The sequence below is a fragment of the Microbacterium trichothecenolyticum genome, assembly GCF_000956465.1.
GTDB classification, from domain to species: Bacteria; Actinomycetota; Actinomycetes; order Actinomycetales; family Microbacteriaceae; genus Microbacterium; species Microbacterium trichothecenolyticum.
The window spans coordinates 1-20,530 of record NZ_JYJA01000018.1 but is presented as its reverse complement, the minus strand read 5'-3'; the positions used below and the strand labels follow the sequence as shown (position 1 = coordinate 20,530).

Annotated in this window: 19 protein-coding genes; 13 read left to right on the top strand and 6 right to left on the bottom strand. The window is 70.6% G+C overall.

Annotated features, from left to right (window positions below):
* Positions 1-19: 19 nt before the first annotated feature.
* A complete protein-coding gene (locus RS82_RS01205; RefSeq protein ID WP_045296403.1) occupies positions 20-1,819 on the top strand; it encodes a proline--tRNA ligase in 1,800 nt (599 codons plus the stop codon).
* Here RS82_RS01205 and RS82_RS01200 read toward each other — a convergent pair.
* The gene (locus RS82_RS01200; protein ID WP_045296359.1) at positions 1,806-2,432 is read right to left on the bottom strand and encodes a hypothetical protein; all 627 of its coding nucleotides are present in this window, start codon (positions 2,430-2,432) and stop codon (positions 1,806-1,808) included. The genes RS82_RS01205 and RS82_RS01200 overlap by 14 nt on opposite strands.
* The gene (locus tag RS82_RS01195; RefSeq protein WP_157005263.1) at positions 2,432-3,442 is read right to left on the bottom strand and encodes a hypothetical protein; all 1,011 of its coding nucleotides are present in this window, start codon (positions 3,440-3,442) and stop codon (positions 2,432-2,434) included. The genes RS82_RS01200 and RS82_RS01195 overlap by 1 nt, the downstream gene beginning before the upstream one ends.
* Before the next feature lie 184 nt (positions 3,443-3,626).
* Between RS82_RS01195 and RS82_RS01190 the strand changes: the two genes are divergently transcribed.
* Complete coding sequence (locus RS82_RS01190) at positions 3,627-4,676, top strand: LOG family protein (RefSeq protein WP_045296357.1); 1,050 nt, start codon at positions 3,627-3,629, stop codon at positions 4,674-4,676.
* 203 nt (positions 4,677-4,879) lie between these two features.
* Positions 4,880-6,907, top strand: a complete 2,028-nt coding sequence (locus RS82_RS01185) for a PhoX family protein (RefSeq protein WP_084695392.1) — start codon at positions 4,880-4,882, stop codon at positions 6,905-6,907.
* A gap of 65 nt (positions 6,908-6,972) precedes the next feature.
* On the opposite strand, the gene RS82_RS01180 is transcribed toward RS82_RS01185, so the two are convergent.
* The 3 genes from RS82_RS01180 to RS82_RS01170 all read right to left on the bottom strand — a co-directional run bounded on the left by RS82_RS01180 (position 6,973) and on the right by RS82_RS01170 (position 9,183).
* Positions 6,973-7,614 (bottom strand): acetate uptake transporter family protein, encoded by a 642-nt coding sequence (locus tag RS82_RS01180; RefSeq protein ID WP_084695390.1) that lies wholly within the window; start codon positions 7,612-7,614, stop codon positions 6,973-6,975.
* Positions 7,615-7,739: 125 nt separating this feature from the next.
* Positions 7,740-8,261: a pyridoxamine 5'-phosphate oxidase family protein gene (locus tag RS82_RS01175; protein ID WP_045296356.1), complete on the bottom strand. Its 522-nt coding sequence runs from the start codon at positions 8,259-8,261 to the stop codon at positions 7,740-7,742.
* Between the two features lie 85 nt (positions 8,262-8,346).
* Complete coding sequence (locus RS82_RS01170; protein WP_157005260.1) at positions 8,347-9,183, bottom strand: DUF1206 domain-containing protein; 837 nt, start codon at positions 9,181-9,183, stop codon at positions 8,347-8,349.
* Between the two features lie 117 nt (positions 9,184-9,300).
* Between RS82_RS01170 and RS82_RS01165 the strand changes: the two genes are divergently transcribed.
* The 5 genes from RS82_RS01165 (at position 9,301) to rbfA (ending at position 16,004) form a co-directional block, all read left to right on the top strand.
* Entirely contained in the window at positions 9,301-11,160 is a 1,860-nt protein-coding gene (locus RS82_RS01165) for a lipase family protein (RefSeq protein ID WP_045296399.1), read from the top strand.
* Between the two features lie 132 nt (positions 11,161-11,292).
* On the top strand, positions 11,293-12,282 hold the full coding sequence (nusA, locus tag RS82_RS01160; protein ID WP_045296355.1) for a transcription termination factor NusA: 990 nt from the start codon (positions 11,293-11,295) through the stop codon (positions 12,280-12,282).
* Positions 12,283-12,316: 34 nt separating this feature from the next.
* Entirely contained in the window at positions 12,317-12,568 is a 252-nt protein-coding gene (locus RS82_RS20935) for a YlxR family protein (protein ID WP_084695389.1), read from the top strand.
* A gap of 91 nt (positions 12,569-12,659) precedes the next feature.
* Positions 12,660-15,503 carry a translation initiation factor IF-2 gene (gene infB, locus RS82_RS01155; protein WP_245619479.1) on the top strand — a complete coding sequence of 948 codons (2,844 nt, stop codon included), beginning with the start codon at positions 12,660-12,662 and terminating at the stop codon, positions 15,501-15,503.
* Between the two features lie 66 nt (positions 15,504-15,569).
* A complete protein-coding gene (gene rbfA, locus RS82_RS01150) occupies positions 15,570-16,004 on the top strand; it encodes a 30S ribosome-binding factor RbfA (RefSeq protein ID WP_045296353.1) in 435 nt (144 codons plus the stop codon).
* 74 nt (positions 16,005-16,078) lie between these two features.
* Here rbfA and RS82_RS01145 read toward each other — a convergent pair whose 3' ends face one another.
* The gene (locus tag RS82_RS01145; protein ID WP_045296351.1) at positions 16,079-16,945 is read right to left on the bottom strand and encodes an HhH-GPD family protein; all 867 of its coding nucleotides are present in this window, start codon (positions 16,943-16,945) and stop codon (positions 16,079-16,081) included.
* Between the two features lie 58 nt (positions 16,946-17,003).
* Between RS82_RS01145 and RS82_RS01140 the strand changes: the two genes are divergently transcribed.
* The 5 genes from RS82_RS01140 (at position 17,004) to RS82_RS01120 (ending at position 20,392) form a co-directional block, all read left to right on the top strand.
* Positions 17,004-17,684 carry a nucleoside/nucleotide kinase family protein gene (locus RS82_RS01140; protein WP_045296350.1) on the top strand — a complete coding sequence of 227 codons (681 nt, stop codon included), beginning with the start codon at positions 17,004-17,006 and terminating at the stop codon, positions 17,682-17,684.
* On the top strand, positions 17,684-18,571 hold the full coding sequence (gene truB / locus RS82_RS01135) for a tRNA pseudouridine(55) synthase TruB (protein ID WP_045296348.1): 888 nt from the start codon (positions 17,684-17,686) through the stop codon (positions 18,569-18,571). The genes RS82_RS01140 and truB overlap by 1 nt, the downstream gene beginning before the upstream one ends.
* Positions 18,568-18,936: a hypothetical protein gene (locus tag RS82_RS01130; RefSeq protein ID WP_045296346.1), complete on the top strand. Its 369-nt coding sequence runs from the start codon at positions 18,568-18,570 to the stop codon at positions 18,934-18,936. The genes truB and RS82_RS01130 overlap by 4 nt, the downstream gene beginning before the upstream one ends.
* A gap of 68 nt (positions 18,937-19,004) precedes the next feature.
* On the top strand, positions 19,005-19,424 hold the full coding sequence (locus RS82_RS01125; RefSeq protein WP_211255837.1) for a hypothetical protein: 420 nt from the start codon (positions 19,005-19,007) through the stop codon (positions 19,422-19,424).
* The gene (locus tag RS82_RS01120) at positions 19,421-20,392 is read left to right on the top strand and encodes a bifunctional riboflavin kinase/FAD synthetase (RefSeq protein ID WP_045296343.1); all 972 of its coding nucleotides are present in this window, start codon (positions 19,421-19,423) and stop codon (positions 20,390-20,392) included. Before RS82_RS01125 ends, RS82_RS01120 begins: the two co-directional genes overlap by 4 nt.
* Positions 20,393-20,530 lie beyond the last annotated feature (138 nt).

The following is a 20,530-nucleotide window of genomic DNA, read 5'->3' as shown; positions in this document are numbered from 1 at the left end:
CGCCCTAAACTTGACCCTCGTGGTCACCCGTCTGTCGCACTTCTTCCTCCGCACGCTCCGTGAAGACCCCGCTGATGCCGAGGTCACGAGCCACAAGCTGCTCGTGCGCGCCGGCTACATCCGGCGTCAGGCGCCTGGCATCTTCGCGTGGCTGCCGCTGGGTCTGCGCGTGAAGGCGAAGGTCGAGCAGGTCATCCGCGAAGAGATGACGAACGCGGGTGCGTACGAGGTGCACTTCCCGGCGCTGCTTCCGCGGGAGCCTTACGAGATCACCAATCGGTGGGAGGAATACGGCGACGGCATCTTCCGTCTGAAAGACCGCAAGGACGCCGACTACCTCCTCGCGCCCACGCACGAGGAGGTCTTCACGCTGCTCGTGAAGGACCTGTACTCGTCGTACAAGGACCTGCCGCTGACGATCTACCAGATCCAGGACAAGTACCGCGACGAGGCGCGCCCCCGCGCGGGCCTCCTGCGCGGCCGTGAGTTCACGATGAAGGACGCGTACTCGTTCGACTCCTCCGACGCCGGACTGGACGCGAGCTACATGGCGCAGCGTGACGCGTACGAGCGCATCTTCCAGCGCCTCGGTCTCGAATACGTCATCGTTCAGGCGGATGCCGGGGCGATGGGCGGTTCTCGTTCCGAGGAGTTCCTGCACCCGACCGCCGTCGGCGAAGACACCTTCGTGCGCTCGGCCGGCGGGTACGCCGCGAACGTCGAGGCGTTCACGACCGTCGCGCCCGAGCCCATCGCGCTCGACGGGCTCGGCGCCCCCGTGATCTTCGACTCGCCGAACACGCCGACGATCCAGACGCTCGTCGATCACTCGAACGCGCACCTGGAGGCGCCCGTCTCGGGCATCGCGGGTCCCGCCACCGACGGTGTCACCGAGTGGACGGCGGCGCACACCCTCAAGAACGTCGTGCTGGCGCTCACCCACCTCGACGGCACGCGCGAGCTCGTGATCGTCGGCGTGCCGGGCGACCGCGACGTGGACGACAAGCGCGTCGAGGTGGCGTTCGCCCCGGCCGCCGTCGAGCCCGCCACCGAGCAGGACTTCGCGGCGAATCCGCTGCTCGTGAAGGGCTACATCGGCCCCTGGTCGGAGACCGGCGCGGTGCTCGGTGAGGAATCGGCGACCGGTATCCGGTTCTTCCTCGACCCCCGCGTCGTCGACGGGACCGCGTGGGTCACCGGCGCCAACATCGACCAGAAGCACGTGCACACCCTCGTCGCGGGCCGCGACTTCACCGGCGACGGATTCGTCGAGGTCGCCAGTGTCCGTGCGGGCGACCCCGCACCCGACGGCTCGGGTCCGGTCGAGCTCGCCCGTGGCATGGAGATCGGCCACGTCTTCCAGCTGGGCCGCAAGTACGCCGATGCGCTGGGCCTCAAGGTCCTCGACGAGAACGGCAAGCTCGTGACCGTCACGATGGGCTCGTATGGAATCGGCGTGACCCGCATCCTCGCGATCATCGCCGAGCTGAACAACGACGACAAGGGCCTCATCTGGCCCGCCTCGGTCGCGCCGTTCGATGTGCATGTCGTCGCGGCCGGCCGCGAGCCTGTGATGTTCGATGTGGCCGCGCAGCTGTCGGCCGACCTCGAGGCCGCGGGTCTCGACGTGCTCTACGACGACCGGCCCAAGGTCTCGCCCGGCGTGAAGTTCGGCGACGCCGAGCTCGTCGGCGTGCCCAAGATCGTCATCGTGGGCCGCGGCGCCGCCGACGGCCAGGTCGAGCTCTGGGACCGCCGCACCGGCGACCGCGAGGTCGTCTCGGTCGCCGACGCCGTCGCCCGCCTCAGCGCCCGCTGAGCGGCGGCGGTTCCTCCGTCACGATGACTCCGGGACCGGGACCGGGACCGGGCCCGGGACCGGGCTCGGGCACGGGCGGCGCCGGCGGGGGAGTGAAGCGCGGCCTCTTCCGGAAGTAGTGGCCGACGGGCCGCAGGAACGGCAGGATCGCCGCAGCGATCGCCGTGAGGAAGAGGGCGCCCACGACCACCCAGAACGTCGTGTCGCCGCCGACGTCGGGGCCGACGAACGCCACCGACGATGCCGCGGCCTGCCACGCCCACCACATGTTCGACAGGATCAGCATCGCGCAGCCCGCGCCCGGGAGCGCGAGGACGGCCAGCACCACACGCGCCACGCGGCTCGCGCGCCGCAGTCGCAGCACGAAGACCACCTCGACGACCACGAGCGCGAGGGTGGGCAGGCCGATCGGCACGTAGACGAAGAGGATGTCCCAGGCCGGACCGCCGACCTCGGCGGCCTGGCCGAAGACGAGTCCCATCCACGCGAGCCCGACGGACTGCACGAAGATCAACACCCACCAGAGGTAGAAGGCCGCGATCACGGGCCAGGGCGCGCGCGGCCGCGGAAGTTCGGCCGTCGCCGGCTGTTCCAGAGTGATCGGAGTGCTCATCACGGTGTCTCCGCCCAGAAGACCGACTTGATCGTCCCGTCGGGCTCGACCAGATCGAACTCGTATCCGCCGTTCGACACGTCCTCTTGCGAGACGTCGAAGATGTCGTAGTACGTGAAAGTGCCGTCGCCGTTGTCGCGCCCGCCGTCCTCGATGGTGGGATACCCGGGGATCGACACCGTCGTGTACTCCGTGTAGTCGCCGTCGTAGACGAACCAGTAGCTCGGAGGCGCAGTCCACGAGAAGCAGTCCAGCCCGCCGTCGGGCGTCGCCTCCATCGTGACGGGCACGGCGACGTACACCCCGTTCTGCGGCGGCGCCGCGGCCCTGTCGGTGACGTCCACGGGGGCATCCACCGTGAACGTCGCGATGTCGCGTGGTTCCATCGCGGCGGTCGGCGCGACCGTGATCGTCCTCCCGTACGGGAACGAGGGTTCGGCGATGGTGTCGACCCCCACCAGGTCCGGTGCGAAGAAGGCCGAGGAGTAGGCGTCGGCGTCGATGTCGATGTCGTCCGGCGGGGTTCCCGAGAGCAGCTGGCAGTCCGCGTAGCCGTAGACGTGGACGCCGAGATCGGGCTGCGCGATCGCGCTCGCGGCGCCGAACACGCCCGCGACCAGCGCCATCACCACCCCCGCGACTGCGGCCGCGGAGCGACGCCCGCGCCCTTCGAGCGCGACGATGCCCGCGGCGATCGCGGCGACGGCGAGAGCCACGGTGACCGACGGCCCCGCGGTCTGGCCCCACCCGTCGAAGAGCATGAGCAGGCACGAGAGCGCCGCCGCACCGCCGAGGGCGAGCGCGAGAACGGCGGGCAGCCGCGATCGAGCGGGCGCCGCCGACCCTCTGTCGAGGGCCGGCGGCGGACCGTCCGGGGGGATGACATATGCAGTCGGGGCAGCTTCTTCCTGCGGCGCCACCCCCTCGGCGGTCGCTCGTGGTGCGGGGCTGTAGCCGACGTCGCCGCCACCGGCGCCGCCGCCGCGGCTCCAGGGTTCATCAGCAGTCATGTCGCACCCCCAGTGGCATCCGCTCCCTCGCGCATGCCATGTGTCCCCACGCAGAATGATGCACCCGACCACCGTTCGGATACAACGGTGTATCCATATCGATCCGTCATGCTCCGCGCCGGCGTGACGAGATCGTTCACGCGTCGTCCACCGAACGGCGGCTCCGCGTGGCACTCTGGGCGTCATGGGCCCCAGCGACACCGGAACCATCCCGCATCCCGTGACCGAGGAGCTGCGCGCGACCATCGCCGCAGCGGGCATCACCGAGAGCACCGATCTGGTGGCCCGCATCCTCGCGACGGGCATCGGACTGGGGATCGACGACACCGAGCGCCTCGACCTCAAGATCACATCGGCCGCGCTCAGCGAGATGCGCGCCGCCTTCCGCTTGTTCGCGCCGTACCGGGGGACTCCGAAGGTCACGATCTTCGGCTCCGCGCGCACGCTGCCGGACGACGCGCTGTACCGCCAGGCGTCCGAGGCGGCGACCGCGCTCGCCGAGCGCGGGTGGATGGTGGTGACGGGCGCAGGACCGGGCATCATGCAGGCCGCCGCCGAGGGCGCCGGCCCCCACAACTCGCTCGGCGTGTCGATCCGCCTCCCGTTCGAGGAGAGGCCGAACGCGGTCGTGGGCGCGAACGCCCGCAGCGTGGCGATGAAGTACTTCTTCACGCGCAAGCTCATGCTCGTGAAGGAGTCGAGCGGCTTCGTCTGCGTTCCCGGCGGCTTCGGGACGCTCGACGAGATGTTCGAGCTGCTGACGCTGCAGCAGACCGGCAAGGCCGATCCGACCCCGATCGTGCTGCTCGACGCGCCCGGCGGCACGTTCTGGACGGGGCTGCGCCGATTCGTCGACGATCACCTGATTCCGTCCGGCGTGATCTCGAAGGGCGACTTCGATCGGGTGCTCATCACCGACTCGGTGACCGCCGCCGTCGACGAGCTCACCGGGTTCTACCGCAACTACGACTCGCTGCGGTGGGTCGGCAAGCGGCTCGTGCTGCGCGTGAAGGCCGAGCCGACGGATGCTGAAGTCGAGGCGCTCAACGCCGCGTTCGGCGACCTCGTCACCGAAGGCGGCATCGAGCGGCGCGGACCGCTCGCGGTCGAGATCGAGGACGACGACGAGCTGCAATGGCCGCGGCTGGTCCTGCGACTGGACCAGTTCCGCGTGGGCGAGCTGTACCGCCTCATCCGGGCGGTCAATTCGCTGGAATCCGCACCGGCAGGCTGACCGTTCGGCGTCCCGCCGACGGGGGGATGCGGCATCCGTCTCGATGAAGCCGTTCTCATGTCCTCGTCGCCGGCCGTTCACCTCCGGTTCCGATGAGCTTCGCCGCACGCGGCGAGGCTGGCGCCACCCCACGCCAGCCCGCTGTCATGCATGCCGAGAGGACGCTCGTGAGCATCATCGAAGGATTCCGCCGTTCCCTGCCCATGGCAGACCACGCACGAGGCAAGCGCCTCGCCGTGACCTGCCAGTACAAGTGCGCCAACGCGTGCCTGGGCCCCGAGTGCAACTCGTCGCACAACGAGACCTTCCAGGAGGTCGCCGCGGCCGCGCTGTCGCGTCGCGCGCTCCTCGGACTGGGTGCCGCAGGTGCCGTCGCTGTCGCCGTCGGCGGCCTCCGCGGGCAGACGCCGGTGTCCGGCGCGGGCTCGTCGGGTGTCGGGGGAGCGGGCGCCGCATTCGCGCGGCCCGCGGGCGGCAGCCTCCCCTTCGACCCGATCGCGCCGGTGAACCGTCTGGTCGACGAGTTCACCGTCCCGGCCGGCTACACGTGGCGGCCGATCATCCGCTGGGGCGACCCGCTGTTCTCGAAGGCTCCGGCCTTCGACGTCAACGCCCAGACGCCCGCCGCGCAGGCCGTGCAGTTCGGCTACAACAGCGACTACCTCGACATCGTCGCCGACCCGAGCGGCAAGACCGGTGTGCTCGTGAACAACCACGAGTACGTCAACCCCGAGATCATGTTCCCGCCGACCACCGACGCCGCCGAGCTGCAGCGTCGGGGCGACATCTACAAGGCCGCGCAGGGCATGTCGGTCGTGGAGATCACCCGCAGGCGCACCGGCGAGCCGTGGTCGTACGTCGTCGACGGCAAGCGCAACCGTCGCATCACGGTCGAGACGGTGTTCGAGCTCACCGGTCCCGCCGCCGGCAGCGACCTGGTGAAGACCGCTGCCGACCCCGAGGGCCGCTGGGTGCACGGGACGCTCGGCAACTGCGCGGGCGGCACCACGCCCTGGGGCACGATCCTGTCGGGCGAGGAGAACTTCAACGGCTACTTCGCTTGGGCTGCCGACACCGCCGCGCAGAAGCGCTACCAGTCCTCATCCTCGACCTCGACATCGACAGGCTGGGACAAGTACGACCCCCGCTTCGACGCGCATAACGCCGACTACGTCAACGAGCCCAACCGCTTCGGCTACATCGTCGAGATCGATCCCCAGGACCCGACCTCGACCCCCCGCAAGCACACGGCGATGGGCCGGTTCAAGCACGAGGGCGCCAACGTCATCGTCGCCGAGGACGGCCGCGTGGTCGCCTACATGGGCGACGACGAGCGCAACGACTACCTCTACAAGTTCGTCTCGAAGAACAGGATCTCGGGCTCGCGCAAGAAGAACCTCCAGCTGCTGAGCGAGGGCGACCTGTACGTCGCCAAGTTCTCGGGCAACTCGCCGGCGAACCAGATCACAGGCACCGGCGCGCTGCCGGCCGACGGCAAGTTCGACGGCTCGGGCACCTGGATCCCGCTCACCCGCAACGGAGAGAGCGTCGTCCCCGGGTTCACGACCGAGCAGGTGCTCGTCTACACGCGTCTGGCGGCGGATGCCGTGGGCGCGACCAAGATGGACCGCCCCGAGGATGTCGAGCCCAGCCCCAAGACCGGCAAGGTGTACCTCGCGCTCACGAACAACTCGGCGCGCTCGGTGGCGAGCATCGACGAGGCGAACCCCATCACCGGGAACCGCTACGGCCATGTGGTCGAGCTGACCGAGACGGCCGGGCAGGCGGGCACCACGTTCGGCTGGAGCATCCTGCTCCTGTGCGGCGACCCCGCGGTGTTCGGCAACTCGTACTTCGCCGGCTTCCCGAAGGAGCTCGTGTCGCCCATCTCCTGCCCCGACAACGTCGCGTTCGACTCCGCCGGCAACCTCTGGATCTCGACCGACGGCGCGCCGAGCACGATCGGCTACAACGACGGCCTGTTCCTCGTGCCGCTCGAGGGCGCTGAGCGCGGCCACGTGCAGCAGTTCCTGTCGGTGCCCCGCGAGGCTGAGACGTGCGGTCCTGTCATCCACGACAAGGACGGCCTGGTGTTCGTCGCCGTGCAGCACCCGGGTGAGGGCGGCACGTTCGCCGCGCCGACGTCCCTCTTCCCGGACTACGGCTCGACCGCGGCCGGCGCCGTCGCCACGGCGCCGCGCCCCTCGGTGGTGCAGGTCTACCGCGCCTGAACTCATCCACCGCATCGAGACGCCGCCCCGCCTTCCTGAGGCGGGGCGGCGTCCTCGTCGTGGCGTCAGGACTCCGGGTTGGGATCACCGAGGATCCACGGCGGTCCCAGGGGCACGACGCGGCGCCCGATGGTCCGCCAGTAGAACTTCTCGACGAGCATGTAGGCCGCGAGCGCCGATGCCACCATCAGCAGGATCGAGCCGGTGATCGCGAGGCCCTCCGTCGCGGTGAACGCCGCGATCGACTGGAGCCCCAGCCCGAGCGAGACGCTCAGCAGCGTGATCGGCAGCACGGAGTTGTGCGCCGCACCGGCCGGCGTGAACAGCAGCGCCAGGATCGCGAACACGAGCGAGAAGAGGCCGCGCGCCTGCGCGGTGACCTCGAAGAAGCCGAGCTCCTCGCCGAGGAGGAACCCCGGGACCACGATCCAGTACCAGCCGAAGGCGTTGTACACGATGAAGTGGAAGTTGTCGCCCGCGAAGTACGACAGCATGCCCGCGGTCACCTGCACCACACCCCCGAACACGGCGCCCACCCAGAACACGGGCGCGTCGTCCTGAAGGCCGAGATGCGCGAGCTGCGCCGTGACGGTGGCGATCACGAAGCCCAGCAGGCCGATGAGACCGGGGTCCGCGACGCGCAGCCCGCCGCCGCGGGGAGCGGGCAGGGCGTCGGTGATCGCGATGTTCGTCGTGCCGTCGGTCATGCCCGTGCCCCCCTGTGGATCGCCGCTGCCGCCTGAGTCGTGCACGGCCAGTATGGCGGAGCGCAGCGGGAACGAGCCGGTGTCCGCGCCGGTCCGCGGTGTGACGGCCTGCGCCCGGGCGGGCGTCAGCAGCTGACTCTTCCGTGCGACATGGTGTCGTCGGGCGTGTCCCTCGTCACGAGCGCCTTGAGCATGCCTGCCGCCGTGACGAGCTTGCCGTGCCGGGGCTCCCAGAACTCGCATTCGACGGGCGTCACCCGAAGCAGCACGATGCCGGGGGTCTCGAGTCCGTTCTCGAACCAGATGTCGAGGCTAGGGGAGTACAGCTCCTTCATCTTCGCCGCGTCGCGCACGACCTGGGCCCGGCCGGCGACCGAGACATAGCGATGCCCCTTGGAATCGAGGTACGACAGGCCCACGTCGTGCTGCGGATCCGCCTGGCTCTCCGACACCTTCGCCGTGTCGGCGAGAGTGAAGAACCAGATGTCGCCGTTCCCATCCATCTGGCGCGTGCTCATCGGCCGGCTGACGAGATTCCCCGCGGGATCGCGAGTGGTCAGCATCGTGAAGTGGATGTCCTCGACGAGTTCCTTGACCCGCGCGATCGCTTCGGGGCCGGTGACGAGATCTTCCTCTGTGTGCGTCATGCGATCAGATTCCGCTCGGTCGCGCGCCTCTGCCAGGCCATTGACAGGACGGATGCCGCGGGTCAACCCCGTGCCCGGGCCCCGGTCACATCCACGCGAAGCGGGCACGGGCGATCGTGAAGACGCCGTAGGCGAGCAGGCCCAGTCCGACCACCCATGCGAGCGCGGGACCGAGCGGCAGCTCGAGCACCGCGTCGACGGCGCCGTCGAGCCCGCCCGCGACTCTCGCGTCGGCGCGCACTGCCGCGACGCCGAGCAGCACCCCCACGATCAGGAGGGCGATGCCCTTCGCGACGAACCCGACGACCCCCAGCGTCGTGAAGCCCCAACCGAGTCCGCCGTCCGGGATGCGGATGCGATTGCGGAAGCTCCTCCGGACGCCCATGACGACGAAGGCCACGCCGCCGACGCCGATCCCGACGCCGACGAGGCCGAGCACGATGTGCCCGCCTGGAATCTGCAGGAGACTTCGGCTGGCTCCTTCCGCGGTCTTCTCGCCGTCGGGTCGCGCCCCCATCGCCACGGCGGCCGAGATCCCGCCGAGTGCGACGAACACGGCCGCCTGGCCGAACTCCGAGAGGCGGCGACTCCACTTGCGGGCGGCGCCTTCGATGTCGTCCGACAGGTCACGCGCGAGGATGCCCTCGCTCACGTGCCACAGCGCGAGCGCCCACAGGCCGATCGCGATGAGCCACAGCACCACGAAACCGACCGGGGCCCCCGCGACCGCCTTCATGGCGCCCAGCTGATCGCCCTCACCGCGTCCGCCGGAGGCGATGACGATGACGATGGCGCCGATGAGCGCGTGGATGACGCCGTTGGCGACGTACCCGGCGCGCGCGAGCGTCTCGAAGGCGAAGCTCGACTCCGCCTCACGGGCGAGGTGCTTCGCGTTCGCCTTCACGCCGTCGCGGGTCTCCACATCCTCACGCTAGCCGTCGCCGTGCGGGCGAGCGGGGGGTTGACGCGCCCTCGCCGCGAGGGGACCCACTCCCACGCGTCGGGCGCCCTCATATGCGATCGATCTATCATGGGGCGGATGATCCGCGGGGGCCGTCGACCGCCGGCGACCGGCTGGAGCGTCGTACCTCGCCTCGTGCGCGGAGCGCCTCCCGCCGTGCTCGTCGTCGTGGGCGCGCTCTCGCTCCTGGTGGGGCTGCTCATCGTGACGCGGCCGCTCACCTCCCTCGTGCTGCTGACCGTCTACGTGGGCCTCAGTGCCGTCTTCTCAGGCCTCGCCCGCATCATCGCGGCGCCCGAGACACCGCTCTGGTCCCGGCTCGTGTTCGGCGGCCTGTGGATCGCGCTGGGCCTGGCGGTGCTCTTCGGTCTCGGCCGCACGCTCGAGCTGCTGCCCGAGATCATCGCGGTGCTCCTCGTGCTGGGCGGCCTCGCGTCGATCTACGACGCGGCGTCGCGCGGCAGTGTCAGCCAGCGCGTGCTCGCCGGGGTCTGGGGCGGCACCCAGATCGCGTTCGGCGTGCTCTCGTATGCGTGGCCTGATGTCACCGTCCTCCTCGTGGCGGTGATCTTCGGTGTCCGCACGATCGTGTTCGGTGCCACTCTGCTGGTCCGCGCCGTGCGCGCATTCGTGGAGGGAAGGCGCTCCGTTCCCGCGACAGGGCTGCCCGCAGCATCCGTTCCGGCGTCCACGACGCGTCGCCGCCGCGCCCGCGCCGTATGGCTGGCGGTGGGGCGCTACGCGCTCTCGGCTCTGCTGGTGGTGCTCGCGGCCGGCGGGTGGTGGGCGAACTCGTGGATCGAAGACGGCGCCCAGGTGGTGGACGCGTTCTACGACCCGCCCGCCGTCGTGCCGTACGACCACGGGCGCCTGATCCGCAGCGACGAGTTCTCGGGGCAGAAGCCCGCGGGCGCCGACGTCCGCCGCATCCTGTACACGACCCGCGACGCCAATGGCCAGCCGGCGGTTGCGAGCGCGTTGGTCATCGTGCCCCAGGACCCGCCTCCCGGCCCTCGACCGGTCGTCGTGTGGAACCACGGCACCACCGGCGTCGCCCGCGGGTGCGCGCCGAGCCTGCGCGATGCGTCGGCGACGAAGTGGGCGATCCCCGGACTCGACCAGGCGATCGCGAACGGCTGGGTGGTCGTCGCGTCCGACTACTCGGGGCAGGGGGCGCCCGGCGTCTTCCCGTATCTGATCGGCCGCGGCGAGGCACGCTCGTCCCTGGACGCCGTCATCGCCGCGCGAGAGCTCGACGGCATCACGCTGTCGAGCCGCACGGCGGTCTGGGGACACTCCCAGGGCGGGCACGCGGCCCTCTGGACCTCGCAGATCGCCGACGACTACGCGCCCGATCTGGACGTGCGGGGCACGGCGCTGCTCGCGCCGGCCGCCGAGCCGGTCGCGCTCGCCGAGGAGCTCACCAGCGGCGACGCGAACGCCCTGCTGTCGATCCTCATCTCGTGGGTGCTCGTGCCCTACGCCGACACCTATGACGATGTCGACCTCAGCCGCTACATCGCTCCGGGATCGGAGGCGATCGTCCGCGAGATGACGCAACGATGCCCGTCCGAACCCGGCGTGATCGTCTCGGTCGCGACAGCGCTCGGCGTCTCGGAGGACCGGCCGCTCTTCGTCGGCGACCTCACCGCGGGAGCGCTCGGCCGCCGGCTCGAGGACAACACGCCGACGGGTCCCTGGACGCAGCCGATCCTCGTCGCATGGGGGGACCAGGACGAGGTCATCCCGCCCCACCTGCAGCGCGAGTTCGTCGACCGGCTGTGCGCTGAAGGGAACCAGGTGCGCAGCCTCGAGTATCGCGGCTACGACCATCTGCGCACGCTGCTGCCCGGATCGCACTTCGTGCCTGTGCTCATCGAATGGACAGACGCCCGGTTCCGCCACTCCGACACCCACGTCGACGACTGCTCCGGCTGAAGGCGGGCGGGGCGCCGGCCGCCGCGCGGGGCGTCGAGTCGACTCGCAGAACCGTGGGACGCGGCATCCGGTAATGTTGGAGGGTTCCGGCGCGCGTCGACGTGCCGGTGAGAGCTGAATACGGAGGCCACTGTGGACATCGATCTCGGACTGCTGCGGACTGTCGAGCGCGAGAAGGAGATCCCCTTCGACGAGCTCGTGCGCATCATCGAACAGGCGATCCTGACCGCGTACGCGAAGCACACCTCGCCCACGGGCGAGCTGCCGGAGGGTGCGCGCGCAGAACTCGACCGCAAGACCGGTCACGTGGCCGTGTTCATCCCGCTGCTCGACGACGAAGGCGCCGTCGTCGGCGAAGAGGAGTCGACCCCCGAGGACTTCGGCCGCATCGCCGCGTTCGCCGCGAAGCAGGTCATCAGCCAGCGTCTGCGCGACATCGCCGACGACGCGGTGCTGGGCGAGTTCCGCGGCAAGGAGGGCGACATCGTCGCCGGAATCGTTCAGCAGGGCCCGAACCCGCGCATGGTGCATGTCGACCTCGGCTCCGTCGAGGCGATCCTGCCCCCCGAGGAGCAGGTCCCCAGCGAGGACTACGCGCACGGGGCGCGCATGCGCGTCTACGTGACGTCGGTCGCCAAGGGCACGAAGGGCCCGCAGATCACCGTCTCACGCACCCACCCGGGGCTCGTGCGCAAGCTGTTCGCCCTCGAGGTGCCCGAGATCCCCGCCGGTCTGGTGGAGATCGTCTCGCTCGCCCGCGAGGCCGGTCACCGCACGAAGATCGCGGTGAAGGCGAACGATCCGTCGATCAACGCCAAGGGTGCCTGCATCGGCGAGCTCGGCCGTCGCGTCCGTGCGGTCACCGAAGAGCTCGGCGGCGAGAAGATCGACATCGTCGACTACGACCCGGAGCTCGCGAAGTTCGTCGCGAATGCGCTGTCGCCCGCGAAGGTGACGTCGAGCTTCATCCTGGATGCCTCGAACAAGGCCGTGCGCGCCCTCGTGCCCGACTACCAGCTGTCGCTCGCGATCGGCAAGGAGGGCCAGAACGCCCGTCTGGCCGCGAAGCTCACGGGCGCGAAGATCGACATCCAGCCGGACTCCATCCTCGAGGAGGGCTGACCCGCGGCGCTGGCTCCCAGCCCCGGGGTGTAACATGGACGCTGTACGAACGTGCGTCGGATGCCGCACGCGTGCTCTCCGGACCACCCTCCTCAGGGTGGTCGCCATCGATTCCCACCTCGTCGTCGACGAGCGTGCATCGATGCCCGGACGAGGCGCGTGGGTGCACGAGACGCCGGAGTGCGTGGATGCCGCCATCCGGCGCCGCGCCTTCGTGCGGGCATTGCGTGTGTCAGGCCCGCTTGACACGCAGACCATTGAAGAGCACATCCAGCGAAAAGGCTGAACGGCTATGGAAACAAAGTGAACGGCTCGAAATGAGACCCGTCCGCCAATAACGGTCTGCCCTGTCTGGGTGGACCCAGACAGGAGAATTTGTGGCTGCCAAACCACGCGTGCACGAGATCGCTTCCGAGCTCGGCGTCGACAGCAAGGTCGCGCTCGAGAAGCTGAAGGCGCTCGGCGAATACGTCAAGAGCCCCTCGTCCACCATCGAACCCCCCGTAGCGCGGAAGCTCCGTGCTGCGCTCGAAGCCGACGGCGCGGCCAAGTCCGCTGACGCGGCGCCCGCGGCGGCGAAGCCCGCTGCCGGGTCACCCGCCGCGCCGGCGGCGAAGCCCGGCGCACCCGCGGGTCGTCCCGGCCCGGCTGTGAAGCCCGGTCCGGCGCGTCCGGCCGCTCCGGCTGCCCCTGCGGCTGCGGCCTCCAAGTCCGCTCCGGCGGCCGCTGCCCCTGCGGCTCCCGCCGCGAAGGCCCCGACGGCACCGGCTCCCGCCGCGCCTGCCGCCAAGGCTGCTCCCGCCGCCACGGCGCCGGAGGCTCCGGCCGCGCCCGGTGCACCCAAGCCCGGCCCTGCCGCCGCGACGCCGCAGCCGCCGCGTCCGGGTGGCACCCCGCGCCCCGGCAACAACCCCTTCGCGTCCTCGCAGGGCATGGGCCAGCGTCCCGCCGGCCCGCGTCCGGGCAACAACCCCTTCGCGTCGGCGCAGGGCATGGGCCAGCGCCCGAGCCCCGGCAACATCCCGCGTCCCCAGGCTCCGCGCCCGGGTGCCCCCCGTCCCGGCGCTCCGCGTCCCGGTGGTGGTGGTCGTCCCGGTGGCGGCGGTCGTCCCGGCGCTCCGTTCCAGCAGCGTCCCGGCGGCCCCGGTCGTCCCGGCGGTGCCGGTGGCGGCGACTTCCAGCGTCCCGGCGGCGCGCCCGGTGCGGGCGCACCCGGCGGCTTCGCCGGTCGTCCCGGTGGCGGCGGCGGTCGCGGCCGTGGTCCTGGCGGTGGTACCGCAGGTGCCTTCGGCAAGGGCGGCGGCAAGTCGAAGCAGCGCAAGTCGCGTCGGGCGAAGCGCCAGGAATTCGAGATGCGGTCGGCGCCGGTCGTCGGCGGCGTCAACGTCTCGAAGGGCAACGGCGAGATCATCCGCCTGCGTCGCGGCGCATCGATCGCCGACTTCGCCGACAAGCTCGAGGCCCTGCGCGGCTACACCGTGCAGCCCGGCACGCTCGTCACGATCCTCTTCAACCTGGGCGAGATGGCCACGGCCACCGAGTCGCTGGACGAGGCGACGTTCGAGGTGCTCGGCGCCGAGCTCGGCTACAAGATCCAGATGGTCTCGCCCGAGGACGAGGACAAGGAGCTCCTCGAGGGCTTCGGTCTCGACCTCGAGGCCGAGCTGGAGGCGGAGAACGAGGAAGACCTCGAGATCCGGCCTCCGGTCGTGACCGTCATGGGTCACGTCGATCACGGTAAGACGCGACTGCTCGACGCCATCCGCCAGACCAACGTGGTCGCGGGCGAGGCCGGCGGCATCACGCAGCACATCGGTGCGTACCAGGTGTGGACCGAGCACGAGGGCATCGAGCGCGCGATCACCTTCATCGACACCCCGGGTCACGAGGCGTTCACCGCCATGCGTGCCCGTGGTGCGCAGGTGACCGACCTCGCGATCCTCGTGGTCGCGGCCGACGACGGCATCATGCCGCAGACGGTCGAGGCCCTGAACCACGCGCAGGCGGCCAACGTCCCGATCGTGGTCGCGGTGAACAAGGTCGACAAGCCCGACGCCAATCCGGCCAAGGTGCGCCAGCAGCTCACCGAGTACGGCCTGGTGGCCGAGGAGTACGGCGGCGACGTCATGTTCGTCGACGTGTCGGCCCGTCAGGGCACCGGCATCCAGGACCTCCTCGACGCGGTGCTGCTGACCGCCGACGCGGGTCTGGACCTCACGGCCAATCCGAACAAGGATGCGCGCGGTGTCGCGATCGAGGCCAAGCTCGACAAGGGCCGCGGCTCGGTGGCCACGGTGCTCATCCAGTCCGGAACGCTGCGCGTCGGAGACGCGATCGTCGCGGGCACGGCCTACGGCCGCGTCCGGGCCATGGCGGACGAGAACGGCGACCCGGTCGCCGAGGCCTACCCCTCGCGTCCGGTACAGGTGCAGGGTCTCAACTCGGTGCCGCGAGCCGGCGACACGTTCATCGTGACCGAGGAGGACCGCACCGCGCGTCAGATCGCCGAGAAGCGCGAGGCCGCCGAGCGCAACGCGCAGCTGGCCAAGGCCCGCAAGCGCATCTCGCTCGAGGACTTCACGCGTGCGCTCGAAGAGGGCAAGGTCGAGTCGCTCAACCTCATCATCAAGGGCGACGTGTCGGGTGCCGTCGAGGCGCTCGAGGAGTCGCTCCTCAAGATCGAGGTCGACGACTCGGTGCAGCTGCGCATCATCCACCGCGGTGTCGGTGCGATCACCGAGTCCGACATCAACCTCGCGACGATCGACAACGCGATCGTCATCGGCTTCAACGTCCGTCCCGACACGAAGGCGCGCGAGCGCGCCGCCCGTGAGGGTGTGGATGTCCGGTTCTACTCGGTCATCTACAACGCGATCGACGACGTCGAGCAGTCGCTCAAGGGCCTGCTCAAGCCGGAGTACGAAGAGGTCCAGTCGGGTGTGGCCGAGATCCGGGAGGTGTTCCGCTCTTCCAAGTTCGGCAACATCGCCGGTGTCATCGTCCGCTCCGGAACGATCACGCGCAACGCCAAGGCGCGCGTCATCCGCGACGGTGTGGTCCTCGCGGACGGCCTGGCGATCGAGTCGCTGCGCCGTTTCAAGGACGACGTCACCGAGGTCCGGACGGACTTCGAGTGCGGTATCGGCCTCGGCAAGTACAACGACATCCAGGTGGGCGACGAGATCGAGACCACCGAGATGGTCGAGAAGCCCCGCGCGTAAGTAGCGCAACGTGAGGGGCGTCCTGATCCGTCAGGGCGTCCCTCACGCTTCGAAAGGAGCATCATCATGTCTTCGGAACGTCAGGCCCGTCTGGGCGACCGCATCCGCGTGATCCTGGCCGAGAGGCTCGAGAAGGGTCTGCGCGACCCGCGCCTGGGCTTCGTCACCATCACCGACGTGCGCGTCACGGGTGACCTGCAGCACGCGTCCGTGTTCTACACGGTGCTGGGTTCTGCCGAGGAGCGCGAGGATTCCGCCAAGGCGCTCAAGGCGGCGACCGGGATGCTGCGCTCCGAGGTGGGCAAGCACCTCAACGTGCGCCTCACCCCGTCGCTCGAGTTCATCCCCGACGCGATCCCCGAGAACGCCGGCCACATCGCCGACCTGCTCCGTGAGGCGCAGGAGCGGGATGCGGCGGTGGCGGGCCTTGCGGCCTCGGCCACGTACGCCGGCGACGCCGACCCGTACCTCAAGCCGCGCGAACTCGACGAAGACGAGTAAGCGCGCCACAGCGCACGCAGAACGCCGCGACCGACATGATCGGTCGCGGCGTTCTGCGTATGCGGGTGCGTCGCTCAGACCGGGAGGCGCAGCAACCCGTCGACCGCCTCGGCGAGTCCGTCCGCGATGAGCGAGTCGATGGCGCGGTCGCGCTGCAGCCTGTCAGGCCAGTCCGGCACGACTTCGGCCAGAGGCACCGCGTGGGTCGCAGCATCCCTCAGCGCCTTGAGCACCGCGCCGCGCGCCTGCCGGTCGCTGCCCTCGTACCGCGCCTGCTTGCGGCGCTCGTCGCCGGTGTCGGGCCGGCCGGCGGCGAGCCAGGCGCACCGGTCGGTGAGAGGGCACACCTCGCAGCGCGGAACGCGCGCGGTGCAGACCGTCGCGCCGAGCTCCATCGTCGCCGCGTTCACGACGGCGGCCGTCGTGCGGTCCACGGGCAGGATCGCCTCCATCGCCCGGAGGTCGCGACGTGAGGGAGGACCCGGCTGCGACCTGCCGTCGATGACGCGGGCAAGCACCCTTCGCGTGTTCGTGTCGACGACGGGATGCCGGTCGCCATAGGCGAAGACCGCTACGGCCCGGGCGGTGTAGTCGCCGATGCCGGTCAGCGCGAGCAGCGCGTCCACGTCGCGCGGGACGACGCCGTCGTGGCGGTCGCGGATCTCCACCGCAGCGCGGTGCAGCCACAGCGCCCGGCGCGGGTACCCCAGGTTCGCCCACTGACGCACCGCGTCGGCGGGGGCGGCGGCGGCGAGGTCGGTGGGCGTCGGCCATCGCGTGAGCCACGCCTCGAGATGAGGGATCACCCGATTCACGGGCGTCTGCTGCAGCATGAACTCGCTCACGAGCACGCCCCAGGGCCCGAATCCGGCCCGCCGCCACGGCAGGTCGCGCGCGTTCGCCCGATACCACTCGACCAGGGGAGCGGCGAGGTCGGGCATGCCATCCAGCGTAGGCGTCCGGACGAGGCGCGGTGCCTGCGCGCCGTAGGCTTGAGGCATGCGCCTGCCCGTCACCCCGACCACGACGCTGTGGCGCGAGCTGCGCGACCGCGTGCGGCGGCGGTACCCCGCCGGCCGGGTGATCGTGGCGATCGACGGACTCGACGGCGCGGGCAAGACGGTGTTCGCCGACGGCCTGGCCGAGGTCTTCGCCGAGACCGGCGACGCCGTGTTCCGCGCGGGGATCGACGGCTTCCATCGCCCCCGCGCCGAACGGTACGCGCGCGGACGGCGCAGCCCGGATGGCTTCTACCGGGACTCGTACGACTACGCCACGTTCCGCCGCGTGCTCATCGACCCGTTCCGCGACGGCGCGCAGACCGCAGGCACGACCGGGTTCCAGCTCAGTGCATTCGACGTCGCGCGCGACGCTTCCGTCGAATCGCAATGGGTCACCGCTCCGCTCGACGCGGTGCTCGTCGTCGACGGCATCTTCCTCAACCGTCCCGAGCTGCAGGACCTCTGGGACTGGTCGGTGTGGCTCGATGTCCCCTTCGACGTCGCATACGCCCGCATGGCGCTCCGAGACGGCTCGGATCCGGACCCCGATGCACCCTCGAACGCGCGCTACCGGCAGGGGCAGGAGATCTACGTGAACGAGGCGCACCCGCGGGACGCAGCATCCGTCATCGTCGACAACGCCGACCTCGCACACCCCCGGATCGTCGGGCGCAGCTGATGGCGGCACCCGGAATCCTGCTGGTCGACAAGCCCGGCGGCATCACCTCGCACGACGTCGTCGCGCGTGCCCGGCGCGCGCTCGGCACGCGCAAGATCGGCCACGCCGGCACGCTCGACCCGATGGCGACGGGCCTGCTGGTGCTCGGCGTCGAGGGCGCGACGCGTCTGCTGACCTTCGTGGTCGGGCTCGACAAGACGTACGAGGCGACGATCCGGCTCGGGGTCGCGACCGACACCGACGACGCGGAGGGCCAGACGGTCTCGACGACGGATGCCTCGTCCCTCGATGCCGCGGGGATCTCCGGCGGCATCGCCGCCCTGACCGGCCGCATCTCGCAGGTGCCCAGCACCTACTCGGCGATCAAGGTCGACGGGCGCCGCGCCTACGACCTCGCACGGTCGGGGGAGGACGTGCAGCTCACAGCCCGCGAGGTCACCGTGTCCCGGTTCGACGTGCTCGCGGAGCGCCGGTCCGCCGGCACCGTCGACCTGGACGTGGTCGTCGACTGCTCGAGCGGGACCTACATCCGCTCGCTCGCGCGCGACCTCGGCGCCGCCCTCGGCGTCGGCGGCCACCTCACGGCGCTGCGCCGCACGCGCATCGGCCCGTTCGACGTCGCGGAGGCCGCGGCCGTCGACGAGCTGGCCGACGCCCCGCTGCGCGGCCCTGCGGACGCGGCCACCGCCGTGCTCGGCCGGTTCGACGTCACCGCCGACGAGGCGCGCGACCTCCGCCACGGCAAGCGGCTGCTGGGCGCCGCGGAGCGGCTGCCCGCGAACCCGACCGCCGCGATCGATCCGGACGGCGTGCTCGTCGGCATCGTCGAGCGCCGCGGCGCCGATGTGAAGAGCGCGATGAACATGCCCGAGGAGGCCGCCCGATGATCCTGTGGTTCACGATCGCGCAGGTCGCCGTGGCCGTCGCAGCCGGGCTGTTCTGCGTGATCGCCGGCCTCGCGGGTCGTCGCCCCAGCGACTGGACGGTCGGCTCGCTGGCGCTGGTCGAGCTGCTGCTGCTGGTGCAGGTCGTGATCGCGATCGTCGCGCCGCTCACGGGCAACCCGCCGTCGGGGAGCCTGCTCGAGTTCTGGGTCTATCTCGTCTCGGCGGTGCTGCTGCCGTTCGCCGCCGTCGCGTGGGCGCTCCTCGAGCGCAGCCGCTGGAGCACGGTGATCATGGGGATCGCGGCGCTGTCGATCGCGGTGATGGTGTGGCGCATGTACGTCATCTGGACCGTCCAGGTCGCCTGAGAAGCCAGGGCCCCGGCGACACGAACTAAACTCGTCTGGTTATGTCGACCACTTCCGCTCGCCCCCGCATGACCGGTATCGGCCGCGTGCTCGTGATCGTCTACGCGATCATGGCCCTCGGTGCCACCGGTCGGTCCTTCGTGCAGATCGTCGAGCGCTTCGACGAAGCGCCGGTCGCCTACACGCTGTCTGCGCTGTCCGCCGTCGTGTACATCGTGGCGACGCTCGCGCTGGTGTTCGCGGGCCGCCGCGGCTGGTACGTCGTGGCGTGGGTGGCGATCGTGTTCGAGCTCGTCGGCGTGCTGGTCATCGGAACCCTGAGTCTCGTCATGCCCGAGCTCTTCGCGCACCCGACGGTGTGGTCGTGGTTCGGCATGGGCTACCTGTTCGTCCCGCTCGTGCTGCCGTTCCTCGGCATCTGGTGGCTCGCGACCCACCACCCCGCCGCAGAGGCGCAGACTCCCGCACCGGCGGCGGTCGCATCGTGATCGTCTTCCGGGACCCGAGCGAGGTGCCCGCGGGCTTCGGTCCCTCCGTCGTCGCGATCGGCAAGTTCGACGGCGTGCACTCGGGCCATCGCGCGGTCATCGACCGGGCGCGCGTGGATGCTGCGGCCTCCGGTGCTCGCGTCGTCGCGGTGACGTTCGACCGCAACCCGCTCGCGCTGCTGCGCCCCGAGATCTGCCCCGACAGCCTGGTCGGCGTCGAGCAGAAGCTCCGCCTTCTGGCGGACGCGGGCGTCGACGCGACGCTCATGCTCACCTTCGATCGCACACTCGCCGACCTGAGTGCACGCGAGTTCGTCGAGCACGTCCTCGTCGGCGCCTTGGGCGTGCGGATCGTGATGGTCGGTGCGGACTTCCGCTTCGGCCGCGGCGGCGCCGGCAACCCCGAGCTGCTGCGCGAACTCGGACCTGAGTTCGGCTTCGAGGTCGATGTCGTCGACGACGTGCGCGCGATCGACGCCGGCCGCCGCGTCTCGTCGACGTGGGTGCGCGAGCTGCTCGACGCCGGCGAGATCGCCGACGCGACGCGTCTGCTCGGCCGCTCGCATTCGGTCCGCGGCGAAGTCGTCCACGGGCTCAAGCGCGGACGTGAGCTCGGCTTCCCGACCGCGAACCTCTCAGCCGACCTCGAGGGCTTCGTGCCCGCCGAGGGCGTCTACGCCGGATGGCTGGTGGACGAGGGCATGCCTCGGGACGGAGCATCCGAGCCGCGCAGCAGCGTGCGGTACCCGGCTGCGATCAGCATCGGCACGAACCCCACCTTCGATGACGTGAAGGTGCGCCAGGTCGAGGCGTATGTGCTCGACGAGACCGACCTCGACCTCTACGGACACGTCGTCGAGATCGAGTTCGTCGGCCGCATCCGCGGCATGGTCGCGTTCGAGGGGATCGGGCCGCTCATCGCGCAGATGAGCGACGACATCGTGCGGGTGCGCCGCGAACTGACGTGACGCACCAGGCGGCGGCATCCGTCGCTCGTCGACGCCTCACCCGTAGACCCGCGCACCCCAGCGCGCCCCACAGGTTGGGGGACTCGGCGGCAGCAGCGGCCGCCAGCAGGTCCAGCACGTGCACGCCTCGATCGTAGG

Bases quoted from the DNA above. Each gene is read 5' to 3' on its own strand.
- RS82_RS01200 (WP_045296359.1), bottom strand. From the start codon at position 2,432: ATGAGCACTCCGATCACTCTGGAACAGCCGGCGACGGCCGAACTTCCG.
- RS82_RS01195 (WP_157005263.1), bottom strand. From the start codon at position 3,442: ATGACTGCTGATGAACCCTGGAGCCGCGGCGGCGGCGCCGGTGGCGGC.
- RS82_RS01190 (WP_045296357.1), top strand. From the start codon at position 3,627: ATGGGCCCCAGCGACACCGGAACCATCCCGCATCCCGTGACCGAGGAG.
- RS82_RS01185 (WP_084695392.1), top strand. From the start codon at position 4,880: ATGGCAGACCACGCACGAGGCAAGCGCCTCGCCGTGACCTGCCAGTAC.
- RS82_RS01180 (WP_084695390.1), bottom strand. From the start codon at position 7,614: ATGACCGACGGCACGACGAACATCGCGATCACCGACGCCCTGCCCGCT.
- RS82_RS01175 (WP_045296356.1), bottom strand. From the start codon at position 8,261: ATGACGCACACAGAGGAAGATCTCGTCACCGGCCCCGAAGCGATCGCG.
- RS82_RS01165 (WP_045296399.1), top strand. From the start codon at position 9,301: ATGATCCGCGGGGGCCGTCGACCGCCGGCGACCGGCTGGAGCGTCGTA.
- RS82_RS20935 (WP_084695389.1), top strand. From the start codon at position 12,317: ATGGACGCTGTACGAACGTGCGTCGGATGCCGCACGCGTGCTCTCCGG.
- rbfA (WP_045296353.1), top strand. From the start codon at position 15,570: ATGTCTTCGGAACGTCAGGCCCGTCTGGGCGACCGCATCCGCGTGATC.
- RS82_RS01145 (WP_045296351.1), bottom strand. From the start codon at position 16,945: ATGCCCGACCTCGCCGCTCCCCTGGTCGAGTGGTATCGGGCGAACGCG.
- RS82_RS01140 (WP_045296350.1), top strand. From the start codon at position 17,004: ATGCGCCTGCCCGTCACCCCGACCACGACGCTGTGGCGCGAGCTGCGC.
- truB (WP_045296348.1), top strand. From the start codon at position 17,684: ATGGCGGCACCCGGAATCCTGCTGGTCGACAAGCCCGGCGGCATCACC.
- RS82_RS01130 (WP_045296346.1), top strand. From the start codon at position 18,568: ATGATCCTGTGGTTCACGATCGCGCAGGTCGCCGTGGCCGTCGCAGCC.
- RS82_RS01125 (WP_211255837.1), top strand. From the start codon at position 19,005: ATGACCGGTATCGGCCGCGTGCTCGTGATCGTCTACGCGATCATGGCC.